17 protein-coding genes are annotated in these 17,112 nt (G+C 47.5%); 10 read left to right on the top strand and 7 right to left on the bottom strand.

The window, feature by feature from the left end; genetic code table 11:
• Window positions 1–16 precede the first annotated feature (16 nt).
• Entirely contained in the window at window positions 17–760 is a 744-nt protein-coding gene (locus KME11_04105; protein ID MBW4514386.1) for a hypothetical protein, read from the top strand.
• A 299-nt stretch (window positions 761–1,059) separates the two neighbouring features.
• Here the strand turns inward: KME11_04105 and KME11_04100 are convergent, their stop codons facing one another.
• The gene (locus tag KME11_04100) at window positions 1,060–1,566 is read right to left on the bottom strand and encodes a hypothetical protein (GenBank protein MBW4514385.1); all 507 of its coding nucleotides are present in this window, start codon (window positions 1,564–1,566) and stop codon (window positions 1,060–1,062) included.
• 185 nt (window positions 1,567–1,751) lie between these two features.
• Entirely contained in the window at window positions 1,752–1,847 is a 96-nt protein-coding gene (locus KME11_04095) for a photosystem I reaction center subunit XII (GenBank protein ID MBW4514384.1), read from the bottom strand.
• A 400-nt stretch (window positions 1,848–2,247) separates the two neighbouring features.
• Here KME11_04095 and phoU point away from each other — a divergent pair, with 400 nt between their 5' ends.
• Window positions 2,248–2,919, top strand: coding sequence for a phosphate signaling complex protein PhoU (gene phoU, locus KME11_04090; protein MBW4514383.1), 672 nt, complete (start codon window positions 2,248–2,250; stop codon window positions 2,917–2,919).
• Between the two features lie 50 nt (window positions 2,920–2,969).
• On the opposite strand, the gene KME11_04085 is transcribed toward phoU, so the two are convergent.
• From KME11_04085 to KME11_04070, 4 genes are read right to left on the bottom strand one after another with little or no spacing between them, the layout of a single operon-like run.
• Window positions 2,970–3,416, bottom strand: a complete 447-nt coding sequence (locus tag KME11_04085) for a tetratricopeptide repeat protein (GenBank protein MBW4514382.1) — start codon at window positions 3,414–3,416, stop codon at window positions 2,970–2,972.
• Between the two features lie 3 nt (window positions 3,417–3,419).
• The gene (locus KME11_04080; protein ID MBW4514381.1) at window positions 3,420–4,238 is read right to left on the bottom strand and encodes a hypothetical protein; all 819 of its coding nucleotides are present in this window, start codon (window positions 4,236–4,238) and stop codon (window positions 3,420–3,422) included.
• A 41-nt stretch (window positions 4,239–4,279) separates the two neighbouring features.
• Window positions 4,280–4,903: a UbiX family flavin prenyltransferase gene (locus KME11_04075; GenBank protein MBW4514380.1), complete on the bottom strand. Its 624-nt coding sequence runs from the start codon at window positions 4,901–4,903 to the stop codon at window positions 4,280–4,282.
• Window positions 4,904–4,927: 24 nt separating this feature from the next.
• Window positions 4,928–7,333: a ribonuclease R gene (locus KME11_04070; GenBank protein MBW4514379.1), complete on the bottom strand. Its 2,406-nt coding sequence runs from the start codon at window positions 7,331–7,333 to the stop codon at window positions 4,928–4,930.
• Window positions 7,334–7,953: 620 nt separating this feature from the next.
• Between KME11_04070 and codA the strand changes: the two genes are divergently transcribed.
• The 5 genes from codA to KME11_04045 all read left to right on the top strand — a co-directional run bounded on the left by codA (window position 7,954) and on the right by KME11_04045 (window position 13,560).
• A complete protein-coding gene (gene codA, locus KME11_04065; protein MBW4514378.1) occupies window positions 7,954–9,234 on the top strand; it encodes a cytosine deaminase in 1,281 nt (426 codons plus the stop codon).
• Between the two features lie 222 nt (window positions 9,235–9,456).
• On the top strand, window positions 9,457–10,731 hold the full coding sequence (ahcY, locus tag KME11_04060; GenBank protein ID MBW4514377.1) for an adenosylhomocysteinase: 1,275 nt from the start codon (window positions 9,457–9,459) through the stop codon (window positions 10,729–10,731).
• Window positions 10,732–10,878: 147 nt separating this feature from the next.
• The gene (locus KME11_04055; protein ID MBW4514376.1) at window positions 10,879–11,517 is read left to right on the top strand and encodes a DedA family protein; all 639 of its coding nucleotides are present in this window, start codon (window positions 10,879–10,881) and stop codon (window positions 11,515–11,517) included.
• A gap of 454 nt (window positions 11,518–11,971) precedes the next feature.
• A complete protein-coding gene (locus KME11_04050) occupies window positions 11,972–12,595 on the top strand; it encodes a hypothetical protein (protein ID MBW4514375.1) in 624 nt (207 codons plus the stop codon).
• Window positions 12,596–12,648: 53 nt separating this feature from the next.
• Window positions 12,649–13,560 (top strand): alpha/beta hydrolase, encoded by a 912-nt coding sequence (locus tag KME11_04045; protein ID MBW4514374.1) that lies wholly within the window; start codon window positions 12,649–12,651, stop codon window positions 13,558–13,560.
• Window positions 13,561–13,589: 29 nt separating this feature from the next.
• Here KME11_04045 and KME11_04040 read toward each other — a convergent pair whose 3' ends face one another.
• Window positions 13,590–13,799: a hypothetical protein gene (locus tag KME11_04040; protein MBW4514373.1), complete on the bottom strand. Its 210-nt coding sequence runs from the start codon at window positions 13,797–13,799 to the stop codon at window positions 13,590–13,592.
• Window positions 13,800–14,144: 345 nt separating this feature from the next.
• On the opposite strand from KME11_04040, the gene psbA reads away from it, so the two are divergent.
• The 3 genes from psbA (at window position 14,145) to aroC (ending at window position 17,110) form a co-directional block, all read left to right on the top strand.
• Window positions 14,145–15,227 carry a photosystem II q(b) protein gene (psbA, locus tag KME11_04035; GenBank protein MBW4514372.1) on the top strand — a complete coding sequence of 361 codons (1,083 nt, stop codon included), beginning with the start codon at window positions 14,145–14,147 and terminating at the stop codon, window positions 15,225–15,227.
• 291 nt (window positions 15,228–15,518) lie between these two features.
• On the top strand, window positions 15,519–15,935 hold the full coding sequence (locus KME11_04030; protein ID MBW4514371.1) for a polymer-forming cytoskeletal protein: 417 nt from the start codon (window positions 15,519–15,521) through the stop codon (window positions 15,933–15,935).
• Window positions 15,936–16,021: 86 nt separating this feature from the next.
• Complete coding sequence (gene aroC, locus KME11_04025; GenBank protein MBW4514370.1) at window positions 16,022–17,110, top strand: chorismate synthase; 1,089 nt, start codon at window positions 16,022–16,024, stop codon at window positions 17,108–17,110.
• The last annotated feature ends 2 nt before the right edge of the window (window positions 17,111–17,112 follow it).

The following is a 17,112-nucleotide window of genomic DNA, read 5'->3' as shown; positions in this document are numbered from 1 at the left end:
AAATTCTTGGCATGAGATGCGTATGTCAGCCCCACTCCTTCTAGCCCAAACCAAGTTAGCTCAAACCGCAGCGTCCCCTCAATCTGCCCATCCTCCAGTTTGGATGTTTACTTCAGGTGCCTTGGCTGTAGGGCTTGTTGGATTAGCCCTATTTACTAAGGTTAAAATTAGCCAACTGAAAAAGCAAAAAAGGTTTGAAGAATTTAAAAATCAAGAGTTTCAGAAAAAGCTAAAGCTGGCGCTTGATACCATTAGCAAGATGGAGAAAAACCCCGATCTCATTCACTCGCGGGATTTTAACTTAGACTACTTGCGAATGCGAATGGAAGAAGAACAGTTTCACTTTGCCATGGTGAACCAGATCAAGATTCGTATTAAAGAGAAAATCTCGGTGGCGCTGCGACCCTCCCAAGCTGAACAGGGCTTAGTAGGAGTGAGTAGCGCTCCTCGTCCTGTGGATGAAATTTTTGATGTTGTGTATGAGCCGCCAAATTCACCTAAAGGCTCTAAAAGAGTATTGTTCAGAATCCAAATTAAGCTGACCAAAATCCCAACACAGCCAACTTCTGCAACCATCAGCCAAATTTTAGAATGTATGCAAAAGTACATGAGCCAGAACGCCGATGCGAACTGGCAGCCTACGATTCAAGGACGAATTGCTTCTATGCACTGGGATCAGAAGGCAAAGCCAACGCCACTATTGGTTCTAGAACAATCTAACGAAGGAACGAACGTCACTTTCCGTACTAGCCACATCTAAAGAACCAACCTTTGTCTGATTTCAACCGTTGCGCATTTCATCATCTTTAAGTAAAACCAAAGGCTCAATATAATTCAATAGCTGGGTTAGATTTGCATTGACGATCCACACTTCATCAAGATCAACTTCCAAGCTCAACTTCGTTGTATTCATGGGTGATGACATTACGCATTCCAGAAGTTTTTCTCTACAGAATATTAGGGTGCTAATTTCTAAAATCCTGTGAGAGGCTTTTGGTCGCTTCGCCAATGTTTAGTCGCTTCGCCAATAATAGTGACACGGCGCAAAATGGCATATTGCTACCGGAATGAGGGGGTTTCTCGGTATGCAGCCTCTGCATTGGGGATACGAGTCTCTGTTGGCTGGGTTTGAGCAAGCGGTAGATTTCCCTCAGTTCTTTCTGTAGGCTGCTGAGCGGTGGCATGTTGAGGGGTTGTCCAAACAATTTGGTGTTGCCCTGGCTCAATCCGGGTGCTTTCTTGCTGCATTACCGATCGCGCTTGCTTGGGGTCAAAGTGATGATTAAAATTTGCCTGGAGGCGATCGACTCGGCTCTCTGTCTCAGCTATCTTTGCCTGAAGCTCTTTGAAGCTGTTTTGTTGCGACAGGTTATAGGGCAGAAGCTTAACTAACGCAGTCACGGCAATCAATGATAGTAAGAGATTAACTCCGAGCTTTGTCGTTACCTCCGTGGCGATCGCGCGATGGGGGAGGTGAGATTTTTGACGACGGATGCGCTTAGAGACTCGACGGCGAGGCAGTTGTGCGGGGGGAGAGGGATGTCTATGGGGTTGGAGTGCATTCATGATGGTGAAGATTTTGGCTGACAAAGCCTGCTGCGAAATCCGTGAAAATACTTAACTGACCCGACACCCTGACCTTACTGAGTCCTTGAGGATATCAACCAAATGATGCCCTTTTTTGAAAGAGCCTAGCTAGATTTAACCTTACCTCTAGTCTTATGAAGTAGAGGTAAGGTTAAAAAATCATCCTACTTATAAAGTTCGGTTGATAACCGGAACGCTAAAACAGCAGGAATAAGGGCAACCACCAACGCAACGTAGATTTGAGTGTCTGATAAAGTCATTGTTGAAAGCTCCTGATCTCGTAGACAATAATATGCTCAATTGCCCTGTAAGAGGAAAAATTGGCAATAGTTTTCATTAATGTCGACTAAATTGGTACAGCCTGGACTTGTTTGTCACATGATGTAACAGAGAAAGTCAGAGATTCGTTACATTCCATACTTTCAAACATTGTTTCTGTCGATAAGGTATTAGCTGGCATTTCAGGCTTTAACGTTACCTTTACCCCTCCTATGTATAGTGAAATGTATAAAAATGATGAATATATTACAAAATTCTATCGGAAGGACGTTTCTGAAAGTTTTTAGATAATGAGACTATTTAGGCAAATTAGTCAAACTATTAACTAAATTCGTCTGACTTATTGATTTTTCTAAGGGCTACTACCCCTTCTTCTTGATTATGTGGGAGCTTGAACCATTGGACAGTGCTAGACCCACTCGTGTTCAGTTTGAACGTCAGCTAAGACGAGTACAAAAAGATGTACTGCGGATGGGCGCGTTAGTAGAAAATTCTTGCTGGTTGTCTCGCAAGGCATTATTTGAACGTGATCTGGCGGCAGCTCAGCAGATTTATCTGCAAGACAAACAAATCGATCGCATGTATCGTCAAATCGAACTGGACTGTATTAATTTATTAGCGCTCCAGTCTCCGGTTACCCAAGACTTACGGCTCTTAAGTGCGCTCATGCAACTGGTTCGAGATTTGGAGCGCATTGGCGACTATGCGGAAGACTTAGGAGAAATAGCCATTAAGCTTTTCCCCTATCCAGTTCCAGCCTGTATGGAGCAGGTGCAGACGATGCTCGATCGCTGTCGGGCAATGCTGGCGATGGGTCTAGTGTCTCTTTCTAACCTGGATGCTGAGTCCGGTCTTGATCTTAAAATTAAGGATGATGCGGTTGATTCGGACTATGAAACGCTTTATAACCATTTGGCAGGACAAACTGATGTTAAAGGCACCATCGAACCCATCGTGTTGCTGGTGCTAGTGATCCGTCATTTAGAGCGAATGGCAGACCATGCCACCAATATTGGTAAGCGTGTTGCCTACATTGTGACTGGACATCGGTAGAGTAACTGGGCATCGGTAGAGAAGTACTCTAGCCAGGTTTAAAACACGCCCTAGGCTGCGGCTTCTTTAGCTAGTTTTCTTGCCTTCAACAGTCCTAGAGATTGCTTCACTTGCTCGTACCCGGCTGCATTGCCTTGTTCTAAATAGCGCTCTCCTGCCAGCAGCAAATGTTGGGCGGCATGGTTGTCTTGGCGAAGGTTGGCAGTCACTAAACCCAGATTGTGAAATGCTTCGGCAAAGGTTTTGTCAAGTTGGGCAGCTTGGCTAAAGCGATCGCTTGCCTGTTGATACTTTCCTTGCCTATAAGCTTCGCAGCCTTGCTGAAACTGGGCAGCAGCATCAGTATTAAGGGTAGGCAAAGGATTGGGCACGATCGGTTCAGTAAATAAAACGGCAAGGCTACCAGAGCCAGAGTAGGCTTGGATCATGCTGCCTAAACCAATGACCGTCACGATTCCAATGACAATGAACCAAATCAAAAAGCTGCTGGTTTCCATGGGTTATGTATTTCTAGGGCGATCGGCTTTGCCGCCACCGCGAGAGTCGCGCGGTTCTTGAGGAATATCGTCGTCATCAAAGCCCCAATCTTCATCCTCTGGTGAAATCGCTGGAGCAGGCTCGGATGAAAGAGGGGGTACGATGACTCGGTAGTCAGCATCATAAACCTCATTTGGACGCTGAGGATCAGTCTCCGCCCTTTCATAACTCACAGAGTAGAGAGAACCTGACTGCTTTTGGGCAACAGGCGCTTGCCTCACTTCAAAGTCTGTGCGGACAGGGGGACGAGGAGTACCGCTAACGCGATCGGCTTCGGTGTAACCCTCCCAGTTATCCCAGTCTTCGTCTGAGCGATCGTGGACATCAGGGGGCACACCTGCTGAACTAAACGATGCGCTAGAGGCTGGTGCAGGTGAGTCTTCCTCCCAGTCGTCCCATTCTTCGCGGGTTTGTCGATTCTCCCAGTCGTCTTGAATACGAGTTTTTGCAGTGCTAGGCGGATTGGCTCGGGCTTCATTCCGTTTTGTCCAAGCGGCAACCCAAGGGCGGCTTTCTGTCTCGGGGCGGCTGGGTGACGCGGACGGACGCTGCTTGTTGGAACGACGAACAGCAGTAAACCGGGACAAGCTAAATAGGCTAGAAACAGCAATAGTGGTAGTGGCTCCAGCCGCGATCGCGGTCAGCATCCAGAGGGCTAGAGGTAAAGCCTGAGTATTCAGCCCTGCGACTACGATTGGCAAGACGGGCGACCAATTTTGTAAGGCAAAGAGCGCCAACCCAGCTAAGATCAAGAGCGGTAAAAATAACCGTGCGATCGCCATTAGCAAACCTCCCTTGGAATACAACGCGATACGACCCTATTTTACAAATGTCCTTCCCAGCGCTTCAACGGCACACAATCAAGGTCTACCTGGTCAAGCGCTCGCGCCACCACAAAATCAACCAAGTCTTCGATCGTCTGAGGATTATGATACCAGGCTGGGATCGCCGGAACGATCCTCGCGCCAGCTTCTGCCAAAGTTGTAAGATTTCGCAGATGAATCAAGCTGAATGGCGTTTCGCGGGGGACAATAACTAACTTTCGTCCTTCTTTAAGCTGAACATCGGCTGCCCGTTCTAGCAGGTCAGAACTTAAGCCCGCTGCTAGTTTCCCCACCGTACTCATGCTGCAAGGCATGATAACCATGCCCTGTGTCCGGAAAGAGCCACTGGCAATATTTGCACCCACGTCTCCCCAAGGATGGCAACGCAGCTTACCCCCTGTTTCTACTCCGGCTTGCTGCCGCCAAAATTGTTCTTGCTGTGCCGCCTCCAAAGGCATTCGGATATCTTTTTCGGCTTGCCAAACCATGTAGGTAGATTTGGAAGCGACAAGTTCGATCGTCTGATCAGCGGCTAGCAGAAACTTAAGGGCACGAACAGCATAGATTAAGCCAGAGGCTCCAGTGATGCCGAGAATGAGAGGACGAGACGCAGTTGAAGACACGAAGAGATTAAGAAAGAATACTTCTTAATCATAAGGTTCTCCATCTCGACCGTTCGTGTCTGCTAAGGCTTCTTCAGGGGTGCTAGGTTCGTAAGGTTCTTCATCCTCCAGCGCTTCACTGCCGCCGCCAACTGCCACTAAGTCAATTTGCTGACGGTAGTAATCAACGCTCTTAACTTGAACTTCAACCCGATCGCCCAGTTTGTACTGCTTGCGGTTCTTCCGCCCAACTAGCTTTTGCTGCCGCGATCGATATTCATACCAGTCGTCTTTCAACGAGCTAACATGCACTAGTCCTTCTACCAGCAGTTCCTCAATTTCGACGAAAAAACCGTAGGACTGAACGCCCGTAATCAATCCATGAAAAGTATTGCCTGTGTGCTGCTGCATGAAATCGGCTTTTTTTAGACCTTCTAGGTCAGATTCGGCTTCTTGCGCTAGTTTCTCGCGTTCGGTCAGGTGAACGACAATGGGCAAAATTTGTTCCTCCAACTCGTTGTAAATTTCGGTGGGAAGAACGTTCCAGCCAATTTGCCCATGACAACTACTGCTGCGCAAATCGACGGCTTCCTTAGAGCGAGTGGTGCGGCGATCGCGTCCAAACTCAAAGATGGCATGAAGCGATCGGTGAATCAGGAGATCGGGATAGCGGCGGAGGGGAGAAGTGAAATGAGTATAGCCATCGTTCAGCGCCAAGCCAAAGTGGGCACCGGGTGTAGTGCTGTAAACGGCGGGCTTGAAGGTGGAGAGGAGCAGATAGGTCAACACTTTCTCGGTTTTTGACTCGGCAAAATGCCCCACCAGCCTTTGATAGTCGCGGGGATGAACTTCGTCTTCTTGCTCCAAGTGCGAATCGATTTCCATATTGCTGATCAGCTTCAGCAGTTCTTGCACATCGCTAGGATCGGGGCTGCGGTGAACTCGGTAGATGGCAGGAACTTGTAGATCGACCAAGTGAGAAGCGATCGCCTGGTTTGCCAGCAACAATAGCTCGGTCACAATGGAGCGGGCAGGGAGGAAGACTGATACCACCATTGCGCCCAGCGCGCCCTCATCGTCATATTGAAACTTGGTAGAAAGGAACTTGCTGAGTTCAGGGTTTGCCTCATCAGGAAACACTTTTTCAGGCAGGTTCAAGTCAAAAGCTCCCCGCTCTAGACGCTGTGCCCGAACTGACTGGCTGAGAGTAAACAGTTGATCTAACGTTTCAAAAATAGGTTCAAACTCTTGAAGCTGATCAAGGGTAGGCAAGGGATATGCTGGAGCAATCATCGATTCGGCTTCGGAGGACGCATGGCGCTGCAAGATGGCTTGCGCCTGCTGATAATCCAACCGATGATCGACCTGAATCACCGTGGGTTCAATCCGAAACTCAGTGACGTTGCCATCCGTATCTAAGTCAAACAGGACTGATACCGCTAGTCGATCTTGTCCTACCGCTAAAGAACAGGAACGATGCACGGCATCGGGCAGCATGGGCAAGACGGTTTCGCCCAGGTAAATGGAATTACCTCGCTTGCGGGCTTCGAGATCCAGAGCTGAGTTAGTCGGAATGAAGGAGGAAACATCAGCGATATGCACGCCGAGTCGCCATCCGGTTGGGGTTTTTTCTAAGGTAAGGGCATCGTCGATCGCGGGACCTGTGGGCGTAGCGGGACCATCAATGGTGATGGTCGGAATCTTGCGCAAGTCCAGGCGATTCTTTAAATCACCTCGACGCATTTTGACAGGTAGGGCTTCGGCTTCGGCTAGAACTTCTTCGGAAAAATGTCGGGGCAAGTCGTGTTTGCAACAGACAATATCAAACTCGGAGGCGGCTCTGGCATCGCTGCCTAAAAGCTGCGCGACTCGACCAATGGGCAGATAAGACCCTAGCGGGTAGCGGAGAATTTCGACATGGGCAAGCTGGTCTACAGCTTCTTGCAAATCGACCCCGTTGGCTTGCAGTTCGACTTCAAAAAGCAGGCGATCGTCTAAGGGTGTGGCGCGGTAGCTGTCTTCGATTTGTTTGACTCTGGCAAGGACGGAGGCATTGGAGCGATCTAAAATTAGCCGCACTTCTCCTTCGGGGCTGCGGCGACGGGTGCCTTCTTTGGTGACTTTAACGAGGACGCGATCGCTATTCCATGCCGTATTCAAATGACTTTCGCGGATGTAGATATCTTCTGAACCTTCCACATCTTGAATGGCAAAGCAAAAGCCTTTACTCGAACAGCGAAGTTTTCCTTCGACCACATCTTCTTCGGCAATGCGGCGATATTTGCCTCGTTCTTTCACTAAAATGCCAATTCGTTCCAGTGCATCTAGGGCAATTTGCAACTTGCGAAGGGCTTCATCATCTTTGCAATTCAGCTTTTTTTCAAGGGCTTTAGGCGCAACTAACTTGTCATCTGTGAAGTTAGTTAGTAAGGCTGCGATCGTAAATTCCATGTAGCGACTGATCCTTAATAATTGGGTATGACTCCTTGTCAATGTCGCCTATCCTCAAGCTACCATTCAGCTTATGCAAGGACATTCTCTGAGATTGATTCTGCTCTAACTTAACGGAGCGAAACGATCCGCGAAACCTAGCCCGTTGCTTATTTGAGCCGCCTTTACCCTTGGTATTCAAGGTGTACAGACAGGACAAATTTTAAATCGTTCATGCCTCAGAATGCTCAGTCTAAAAGTTCTCTTGTGAAACTTAAGAAAATCGCTTCCGGGGTATTAACAACAGGTTTAGTTGTAACCAGAGATCATCCTCAACGAGTCGGTGCTTCGCTTTACATTCAAGGAGAGTGACTTCAGGATTGTATAGAAATCCATCACATCTCTGACAAAGCACCGGCGCAGACAAGGAATTGTATCGACAAACATTGAGCTAACTCGATCTGAGTTGACTGGCAACGCTTAAAATGGGCATAAGAATCTCGTCTATTCCCATACTCATTTCTTATTCTATTGACAATTGCTGCATCCAACATAGATTAGTACAGGAATTTTTGAGAATTTCTCAAAACTCGGTGTCTATCGCTACAGGCAAAGTCCAGAAATAAAAGATATTAACGCCTATGACTTCTTACGACTTGCTGCTCCGTAATGGTCGCTTGCTGGGTAGTGATGGCACGATCGCCCCTGTTGATATTGCAATTCAGGGCGGGGCGATCGCCGAAATATCGCCTCACATTCCTGTTCTGGCTCAACAAGAGATAGACCTGCAAGAGCAACTCGTCAGTCCTCCCTTTGTGGAGTCCCATATTCATCTTGACTCTGCTCTAACTGCTGGACAGCCCCGATGGAATCAAAGTGGCACACTGTTTGAGGGCATTGAAATTTGGCGAGAACGCAAGCAAAATCTTTCCCTCGAAGATGTTAAGAGTCGCGCGATCGAAACTCTGAAGCAACAAGCTATTCAAGGCGTTTTATTTGTCCGTAGCCATGTTGATGTTAGTGAAGCCAATTTAGTTGCGCTTGAGGCATTGCTGGAAGTTCGGGAAGCGGTTAAGGATTGGATGACGCTGCAAATTGTCGCCTTTCCGCAAGATGGAATTTATGGCGGAGATAAAAATGGTGGTGGCAAGAACGAAAGCTTAATGGAAGAGGCGATCGCCCGTGGTGTGGATGTAATTGGCGGTATTCCTCACTATGAGCTAACTCGTGAAGATGGTGTTAAATCTGTTCATCGCATCTTTGATTGGGCAGAAAGATACGATCGCCTGATCGACATTCACTGCGACGAAATTGACGATGACAACTCTCGCTTTCTAGAAGTCATGACTGCCTGTGCCATTCGTACCGATATGGGTTCACGAGTGACTGCCAGCCACACTACCGCTTTTGGCTCTTACAACAATGCGTACGCCTACAAGCTTCTGGGCTTTTTGCAACGCACGCAAATCAACTTCGTCTGCAATCCTCTCATCAACATCACGCTGCAAGGACGCACCGACACCTATCCTAAGCGGCGAGGCTTAACCCGTGTTAAAGAACTTTGTCAGCAAGGCATGAACGTTAGCCTGGGGAATGATTGCATCCTCGACCCCTGGTACTCACTGGGCACTGGAAATATGCTGGATGTTGCCTCAATGCTGGTACATGTCGGACAAATGACGGGCAGCGCCGAGATTGATGCTTGCTACAACATGGTGACCTGGCAGGGTGCAAAAACTCTGCATTTAGAAGACCAGTATGGCATTGCTGTGGGGAAACCCGCGAATTTAATTGTGCTAGAGGCGAGCGATCGCTTTGATGCTATTCGTCGTCGCGCCCCCGTTCGTTACGTAATTTCTCGTGGTAAGCTGCTTGCCTCCACAGAAGTTCCTCAAACCCGTTGGTATGGTGAACAAACATAATAAATTCATGAACCTATCCGCAAAATTCCAGTAGGTTCAAAAAGACTTGACACAAAAAAACGACTGTTAAGGTTAACATTTGAAAAGTTTGTGCCCGAATATAAAGATTTTCTGCCTTTAGAGGATTGCCTCCTAAACAGAATGGATGGAATCAAGGGTAACTTAAAGCTTCTGATAAGCTGAACGAATGGGCTTCGCAATAAAACTTTCATAGGATATTTCATGACAACAGCAACTCAGGTTAAACACGACGTAAAAGACTTATCCCTAGCTCCGTTAGGAAAACAGCGGATTGAGTGGGCAGGCAGAGAAATGCCCGTTTTAGATCAAATTCGCGATCGCTTTGCCACTGAGAAACCTTTGGCAGGTATTCGCTTAGTCGCTTGTTGCCACGTCACCACCGAAACGGCTCATTTGGCGATCGCTCTCAAAGCTGCTGGTGCCGATGCAGTCCTGATTGCCAGCAACCCCCTCTCTACTCAAGATGATGTGGCTGCAAGCTTAGTGGTTGATTATGGCATCTCTGTCTACGCCCAAAAAGGTGAAGATAATGAGATGTATCAGCGCCACGTTCGCATTGCCCTCGATCATAGACCCAACATCATCGTTGACGACGGTAGCGACGTAGTGGCAACTCTAATTCAAGAACGCCCTGAACAAGTGGCTGACCTGATTGGCTCTACCGAAGAAACCACCACAGGCATCGTCCGTCTCAACGCTATGTTGCGCGACGGTGTGCTGACTTTCCCTGCTATGAATGTCAATGACGCAGACACTAAGCACTTCTTCGACAATCGCTACGGCACAGGTCAATCGACTCTAGATGGCATCATCCGCGCTACCAACATTTTGTTGGCGGGTAAAACCATCGTAGTTGCAGGCTACGGTTGGTGCGGTAAAGGCACGGCGCTACGCTCACGCGGCATGGGCGCAAACGTTATCGTCACTGAAATTAACCCTGTCAGTGCGATCGAAGCAGCAATGGATGGTTTCCGAGTGTTGCCTATGGATTTGGCAGCGGCTCAAGGCGATATCTTCATCACCGTAACGGGCAATAAGCACGTCATCCGGTCTGAGCATTTTGATGTGATGAAAGATGGGGCGATCGTTTGTAACTCTGGTCACTTCGATATTGAGATTGATCTTCAATCCCTCAAAGACAAAGCCAAAGAAGTCAGAATTGTTCGCAACTTCACCGAAGAATATCGCCTTAACAGCGGTAAATCGATCATTGTGATTGGCGAAGGTCGCTTAGTGAACTTGGCTGCGGCTGAAGGTCACCCTAGCGCTGTTATGGACATGAGCTTTGCTAACCAAGCCATGGCTTGTGAATATTTGGTGAAGAACAAGGGACAACTCAAGCCCGGTTTGTACTCCATCCCTACCGATATCGATCAGGAAATTGCTCGTCTCAAGCTGCAAGCAATGGGTCTGGCGATCGACACGCTGACCGCCGAGCAAAACGAGTACATTAACTCTTGGACTTCTGGAACTTAGAGCAATTTTTGGGTTCTAGATTGATTAAGGATTAATTGAAAGTTCAAAATCTAAAATCAGCAGCGGGCAATGGAAAATCTGTTGCCCGTTCGCCTGATAGATTCAGTTTCTCCTAACACTTGCTTTTGCACAACGAGGAACAAATCGATGTCTGAATGGATGGCAAAATGGGTCATTGAGACCATGAACTCTCTGGGCTACGTGGGAATTGCCTTTTTGATGTTTATGGAAAATCTGTTTCCGCCGATTCCTTCGGAGTTAATTATGCCTTTAGCCGGGTATACCGCAGCGCAGCCTGATGGCGTGTTGGCGATCGCCCCTGCCATCATCGCTGGAGTTCTCGGCACCGTCTTGGGTGCGTTCCCCTGGTACTACTTGGGCAAGGTAATGGGTGAAACTCGCCTGAAATGCTGGATTGCTAAGCATGGCAGATGGATCGGCATTTCCATTGAAGAACTTGACAAAACTCAGCGCTGGTTTCACAGGCACGGCAAAAAAGCTGTCCTCTTCGGTCGCCTTGTGCCAGTAATTCGTACCTTAGTGTCGTTGCCTGCGGGTTTTAGCAATATGCCGATGGCGCAGTTTTTGATTTATTCCACCATTGGCACGTTGGGCTGGGTGAGCTTGTTGACGGGCATTGGCTATTGGTTAGGGATTCAAAAGCTGGACTATCATCTGGTCGATCAATACCTAAGTCCTGTTTCTAAGGCGATCGCGGTTTTCTTAGTACTTGCCTTTGGGGTTTGGGTTGTGCGGCATTGGAACAAGCGTAAAAAGTCTTTGTAAATTAGGCGGCGTTGCTGAATTCAAGTTGACAGAGCAGCCTTGCGGAAGACTTGATCCACAGGTCTTGTATCTTCAGAGTTAAGGGAAGTAGACCGATGTGCGAACTGTAGTATTTGGCGGGAATCAGGGCAAGGCTACAGTTTTAAATGATTCAAATGTTGCCTGCATTTCAACCAAAGGTAGGCGATCGCTTACCGCTTCAGCTTGACCTGAATCATCTTTATATTTTTGACCCAGCCACGGGCAAAAACTTATCAGTCGTATAGGGGCAGTAATAGAGCAGATGGGGGAGTAACCCTGTTACCATTGCCTCGTATCTTTGCTAAGAGCGGGTTGAGGCATGAAGTATCTTTGGGTTGGGTTTTTAGGGACTAGCTTAGTTTGTGGCATGGCGATCGCAGCTTCTGCACAGTCTAACTCTCCTGCACAGTCTAACTCTCCTGCACAGCCTCATCTGACTAACTCGTTTCGCCCTACTGCTGACCAACTTGAATTAGATCCCCAAATTCTCGAAAATAGCCCTCTCCTTCAACGTTGGACTGAAGAAATTCCCAATGTTCTCTCCGAAATTCGTAACGATCCCAGTTTCCGAACTAGGATACGAGTTGGCTATTCTTCTTTTCCCTCTAGCAATGAAGCAGGCATCTACTTAGGCATTGAAGATATATTTGTACCTAAATCTCATCTCACGCTAAGCGCCGATTACCAAGCTGCATTTAATGAACCAAGAGAATCTTACGGCTCTGAACTACGGTATTATGCCTTGCCTTTAGGAAGCTCGGTGAACGTGGCTCCTGTTATAGGATATCGATCGTTAGAGAGCGAACACTATAGTGTTGATGGCGTTAACTTAGGCTTGCGTATCCAACTACAACTCTCTCGGACTGGCGCAGCCGACATTGCCTTGACCCAAAGCTGGCTCAACCCTGCTTCTAAGACTGAAGAAGTTGGATTAACGACTCTAACCTTCGGTTATGCCCTGACTCATAATTTGCGCCTCTCTACTGATCTTCAGCGACAAAACGCTCTTCAGCATAAAGGTAGCCGAGTCAGCATTGGTTTAGACTGGATGCTTTAGCCTTTTGACTGGGCTTTATAAAAAGTTTCTGCAAAAGTTATATCTTCTAATTTATGTTGCAATTTCAACCCCCAGGATTTGGGCAGAAAGTGATTAAGACTTCACTGGGCGCGATGGCTTACTATACGCCGATCGCCTCTCCATGGCGCACTCTCAATTCATCAAGCCCATTTAATCATGACGAATTCCCTCCTCTCGTTTTCCTCCATAGTCTAGGCGGCGGTTCCTCTGCTTACGAATGGTCAAAGGTTTATCCGGCGTTTGCTCCGCGCTATTGTGTTATTGCTCCTGATCTAATTGGTTGGGGACAATCTGCCCATCCTGTTAGAACGTATCGGGTTGAAGATTACTTCACCATTCTGACCGAAATGCTTGAAGCAATTGGCAGCCCTGTGCCTGTTGTTGCCTCGTCCCTTACGGCAGGGATTACAATCCGTTTAGCGATCCAACGTCCTGATTTGTTCAAAATGCTCTTCCTGGTTTCTCCGGCTGGATATGCTGACTTTGGAGCGGATTATGGGCGTAACGTGGCGGCACAGATTGCCGGGATTCCGGGAGTTGACCAAGTGATTTATGCTTTGGGTGCAGCGAATGAGATCGCGGTACGGAATTTTTTGGAGCAGTTTTTGTTTGCTGATCGATCGCGCCTGACGCAGGAAACGGTTGAGGCTTACTTGGCTTCTGCCCAACAGCCAAACGCTGCATATGCGGCATTAGCTTCGCTCCGGGGCGATCTTTGCTTCGATTTATCGCTTTATATGTCTCAGTTAACAGTGCCAACCGCAATAGTTTGGAGTGAGGCATCGCGCTTTGGAACGGTAGAAACTGGGGAACGATTGGCGAAACTTTCGGAGGCAGTGAAGTGGGTTTGGACGATCGCCAATGCTGGAGTTTTGCCTCAACTGGAAACCCCGGCGACTGTGACTGGTTTACTCCTTAAAGCCCTGAAGATGCAGTCGGTCTGAGGGTAGCGATCGGTAGGCTGCTGCTAGTTTTACTTTGCCGTATCATCTTCGTCATACTGACTATGAGAGGACATGCACGGAGAAGGAGTATTTTCTTCAAAATTGGGTTCAGTTGCTGCTTTATCCCATTCTTCTGGGAAGCTGTCTTCAAAATCTTCTGTTAATGGATAAACTGCTGACCACGATCGCTTGATATCGTCCTGGCGATTAAGTTTTTTGATACGGACTTTTTTCTCCATAAAGAAGATTTCCTTTTACTGGATATCAGTTAGTCTTAATACCTTTAACTACCCCAAACTAATTACCCAAACCACGTGTCTAAAAAAGTAAAGGATTGCTGATTGCACTCTGAATAATAATTTTGAATTCTATCAAAAGATTTATTGTTCATCCCTCGCATTTTTTCTCTCCAGACGAGTTAGTTTAAGTCTGTATAAATTTGTAAACAAGTGTTACAAAAAATGAGCAATCCTTGGAAAAAAAGATGAACCTAATAGTATGAAAATAGTCAAGTTTGACTTCAAGTTTAACTTGATTAATACATCTGCTTCGAGTCATTCTCTTCGTAATAAAGAGCAATTATTATGACAACTACTTTCCAAAAGCAGCAAGACTCTGGGTTATGGGATCGTTTTTGCAACTGGGTTACCTCCACTGATAACCGCATTTATGTTGGTTGGTTCGGTGTGTTGATGATTCCCTGCCTTCTTAGCGCTACCATCTGTTTCATCATCGCTTTTATTGGAGCTCCACCTGTAGATATTGATGGAATTCGGGAGCCTGTGGCTGGCTCGTTGCTGTATGGCAACAATATCATAACGGGGGCGGTGATTCCTTCTTCTAATGCGATCGGGTTGCACTTTTATCCCATCTGGGAAGCCGCTTCCTTAGATGAGTGGTTGTATAACGGTGGTACTTATCAATTGGTCGTTTTTCACTTCCTCATTGGGATTTTTGCTTACATGGGTCGGCAGTGGGAATTGTCCTACCGTCTAGGGATGCGTCCTTGGATTTGCGTTGCCTATTCTGCCCCGGTGGCGGCAGCAACCTCCGTGTTGTTGATCTATCCCATTGGTCAAGGTTCATTCTCTGATGGGATGCCTTTGGGGATCTCTGGAACCTTTAACTTCATGTTTGTGTTCCAAGCCGAGCACAATATTTTGATGCACCCCTTTCATATGTTGGGCGTGGCTGGTGTATTTGGTGGCGCTTTATTCTCCGCCATGCATGGCTCGTTGGTAACTTCGAGCTTGGTTCGCGAGACGACTGAAACCGAATCTTTGAACTATGGTTACAAGTTTGGGCAAGAAGAGGAGACCTACAACATCGTTGCGGCTCATGGCTACTTCGGTCGGTTGATTTTTCAATATGCCTCCTTCAACAACTCGCGGAGCTTGCACTTCTTGTTAGGTGCCTGGCCCGTCGTGGGGATTTGGTTTACAGCATTGGGCATTAGCACGATGGCATTTAACTTGAACGGATTCAATTTCAACCAGTCTATTCTGGACTCACAAGGTCGTGTCGTGAATACTTGGGCAGATGTGCTGAACCGGGCAAACTTGGGAATGGAAGTGATGCACGAGCGGAATGCTCATAACTTCCCGCTTGATTTAGCAGCAGGTGCTGCTACTCCTGTGGCTTTGACTGCTCCAGTTATTGGGGGTTAGTTTCTTAAGAACTTAAGGTTTTAGAAAAACGCTCTCCAAATGGAGAGCGTTTTTTTGCTTTGGAATAAACGAGGAAATGTAAAAAAAGTAATGCAGTCTGCACTGAGAAGAATGAGGTGACACTTTAGCTGAAAGACTTCATTGAGCGACGATCGCGCTATTCCTGTCTCCGTACTCATAACTTTAGAGTCTTCAAAGACACGAAAAAGCCTTCAAACCTCTCCATGGCGATCGGTGCATACAATGTGCCACATTAAACTGAAAACTTACATCACTCAGCAGGACAACAAGATGTTTGGGCGAAAGAAAACCAGTTCATCGTTGACGTACCTCAATGCGACGAGTGAAATTCAGGGAAACTTGAACGTAGAAGGAGATCTGCGGGTAGATGGCGTTGTGCATGGCACAGTTCATGTCAAAGGAGATATGGAACTCTCGCAAACTGGATTAATTGAAGGCGCAGAACTGAAAGCCCATAACTTAATTATTCATGGAGTCGTAAAAGCAAGAGTAGTCGCAGAGGGACGACTGACCCTCAGCAAAACCGCTCGCTTAGAAGGTGATGTAACGGCTCAATCTCTAGATATTCAAATAGGTGCTTGCTACTCAGGACATATTGACACTGCCTTAGACGAAATGCGAGCCTTGCCTACAGCAAGCACACGTTTTCCTGAACTGATGGGACAGGAAGATAGCGTTCGCAACTAGGATATGTTTGTCGTTTTAGAAGAGTCTTGGGAACTGCTGCCACCTGCTAAAATCAAAATCTTGCAAGATATGTAGCAGGCAGCACTATGGGCAATACTTTTGGTCATCTTTTTCGCATTACCACCTTTGGTGAATCCCATGGTGGCGGGGTTGGGGTTGTCATTGATGGTTGCCCACCACTACTAGAAATCTCATCTGAAGAAATTCAGTTTGAACTCGATCGCCGTCGTCCAGGTCAGAGCAAAATCACGACACCTCGCAACGAAAGTGATACCTGCGAGATACTTTCGGGTGTGTTTGCTGGAAAAACAACTGGAACACCGATCGCCATCTTAGTGCGTAACAAAGACGCACGATCCCAGGACTACGATGAAATGGCGCAGAAGTATCGTCCTTCCCATGCTGATGCAACCTATGATGCCAAGTATGGTATTCGTAACTGGCAAGGCGGCGGCAGGTCGTCGGCAAGGGAAACGATTGGACGGGTCGCAGCAGGGGCGATCGCCAAGAAAATTCTTCGCCAAGTTGCTGCGATCGAAATTGTTGGCTACGTTAAACGCATTAAAGATCTAGAAGGCGTGATTGATCCCAATACGGTAACTCTAGAGCAAGTTGAGCGCAACATTGTGCGTTGTCCTGACTTGGAATGTGGCGATCGCATGATTGAATTAATTGAACAAACTGGACGACAGGGCGACTCCATTGGAGGCGTTGTAGAATGCGTTGCTCGGGGTTTGCCTAAAGGGTTAGGGATGCCTGTTTTTGACAAACTAGAGGCAGACTTAGCTAAAGGCGTGATGTCGCTGCCTGCCTCCAAAGGCTTTGAGATTGGCTCCGGTTTTGCTGGCACTCTGATGACGGGCAGCGAACATAATGACGAGTTTTACACCGACGCAGCAGGAGCGATCCGGACTGTCACCAATCGATCGGGCGGTACGCAAGGCGGCATTACCAATGGCGAGAATATAATCATCCGCGTAGCGTTTAAGCCGACTGCTACGATTCGCAAAGAGCAACGCACAGTTACCCAATCTGGGGAAGAGACGATGCTTGCTGCTAAAGGTAGACATGATCCCTGCGTGTTACCCCGCGCCGTGCCGATGGTCGAAGCCATGGTGGCGCTTGTGCTGTGCGATCACCTGATGCGGCAGCAAGGACAATGCGGGGTGTTGTAAAG

Origin of the sequence: Timaviella obliquedivisa GSE-PSE-MK23-08B, assembly GCA_019358855.1 — a bacterium.
Classification (GTDB): domain Bacteria; phylum Cyanobacteriota; class Cyanobacteriia; order Elainellales; family Elainellaceae; genus Timaviella; species Timaviella obliquedivisa.
Note: the sequence above shows the minus strand (reverse complement) of the source record. Positions and strands in the feature narration are given on the sequence as shown.

Coding starts and splice junctions, on each gene's coding strand:
- KME11_04105 (MBW4514386.1), top strand. CDS start 17: ATGCGTATGTCAGCCCCACTCCTTCTAGCCCAAACCAAGTTAGCTCAA.
- KME11_04030 (MBW4514371.1), top strand. CDS start 15,519: ATGTTTGGGCGAAAGAAAACCAGTTCATCGTTGACGTACCTCAATGCG.
- ahcY (MBW4514377.1), top strand. CDS start 9,457: ATGACAACAGCAACTCAGGTTAAACACGACGTAAAAGACTTATCCCTA.
- KME11_04055 (MBW4514376.1), top strand. CDS start 10,879: ATGTCTGAATGGATGGCAAAATGGGTCATTGAGACCATGAACTCTCTG.
- KME11_04070 (MBW4514379.1), bottom strand. CDS start 7,333: ATGGAATTTACGATCGCAGCCTTACTAACTAACTTCACAGATGACAAG.
- aroC (MBW4514370.1), top strand. CDS start 16,022: ATGGGCAATACTTTTGGTCATCTTTTTCGCATTACCACCTTTGGTGAA.
- KME11_04095 (MBW4514384.1), bottom strand. CDS start 1,847: ATGACTTTATCAGACACTCAAATCTACGTTGCGTTGGTGGTTGCCCTT.
- KME11_04045 (MBW4514374.1), top strand. CDS start 12,649: ATGTTGCAATTTCAACCCCCAGGATTTGGGCAGAAAGTGATTAAGACT.
- KME11_04100 (MBW4514385.1), bottom strand. CDS start 1,566: ATGAATGCACTCCAACCCCATAGACATCCCTCTCCCCCCGCACAACTG.
- KME11_04040 (MBW4514373.1), bottom strand. CDS start 13,799: ATGGAGAAAAAAGTCCGTATCAAAAAACTTAATCGCCAGGACGATATC.
- psbA (MBW4514372.1), top strand. CDS start 14,145: ATGACAACTACTTTCCAAAAGCAGCAAGACTCTGGGTTATGGGATCGT.
- codA (MBW4514378.1), top strand. CDS start 7,954: ATGACTTCTTACGACTTGCTGCTCCGTAATGGTCGCTTGCTGGGTAGT.
- KME11_04080 (MBW4514381.1), bottom strand. CDS start 4,238: ATGGCGATCGCACGGTTATTTTTACCGCTCTTGATCTTAGCTGGGTTG.
- phoU (MBW4514383.1), top strand. CDS start 2,248: ATGTGGGAGCTTGAACCATTGGACAGTGCTAGACCCACTCGTGTTCAG.
- KME11_04085 (MBW4514382.1), bottom strand. CDS start 3,416: ATGGAAACCAGCAGCTTTTTGATTTGGTTCATTGTCATTGGAATCGTG.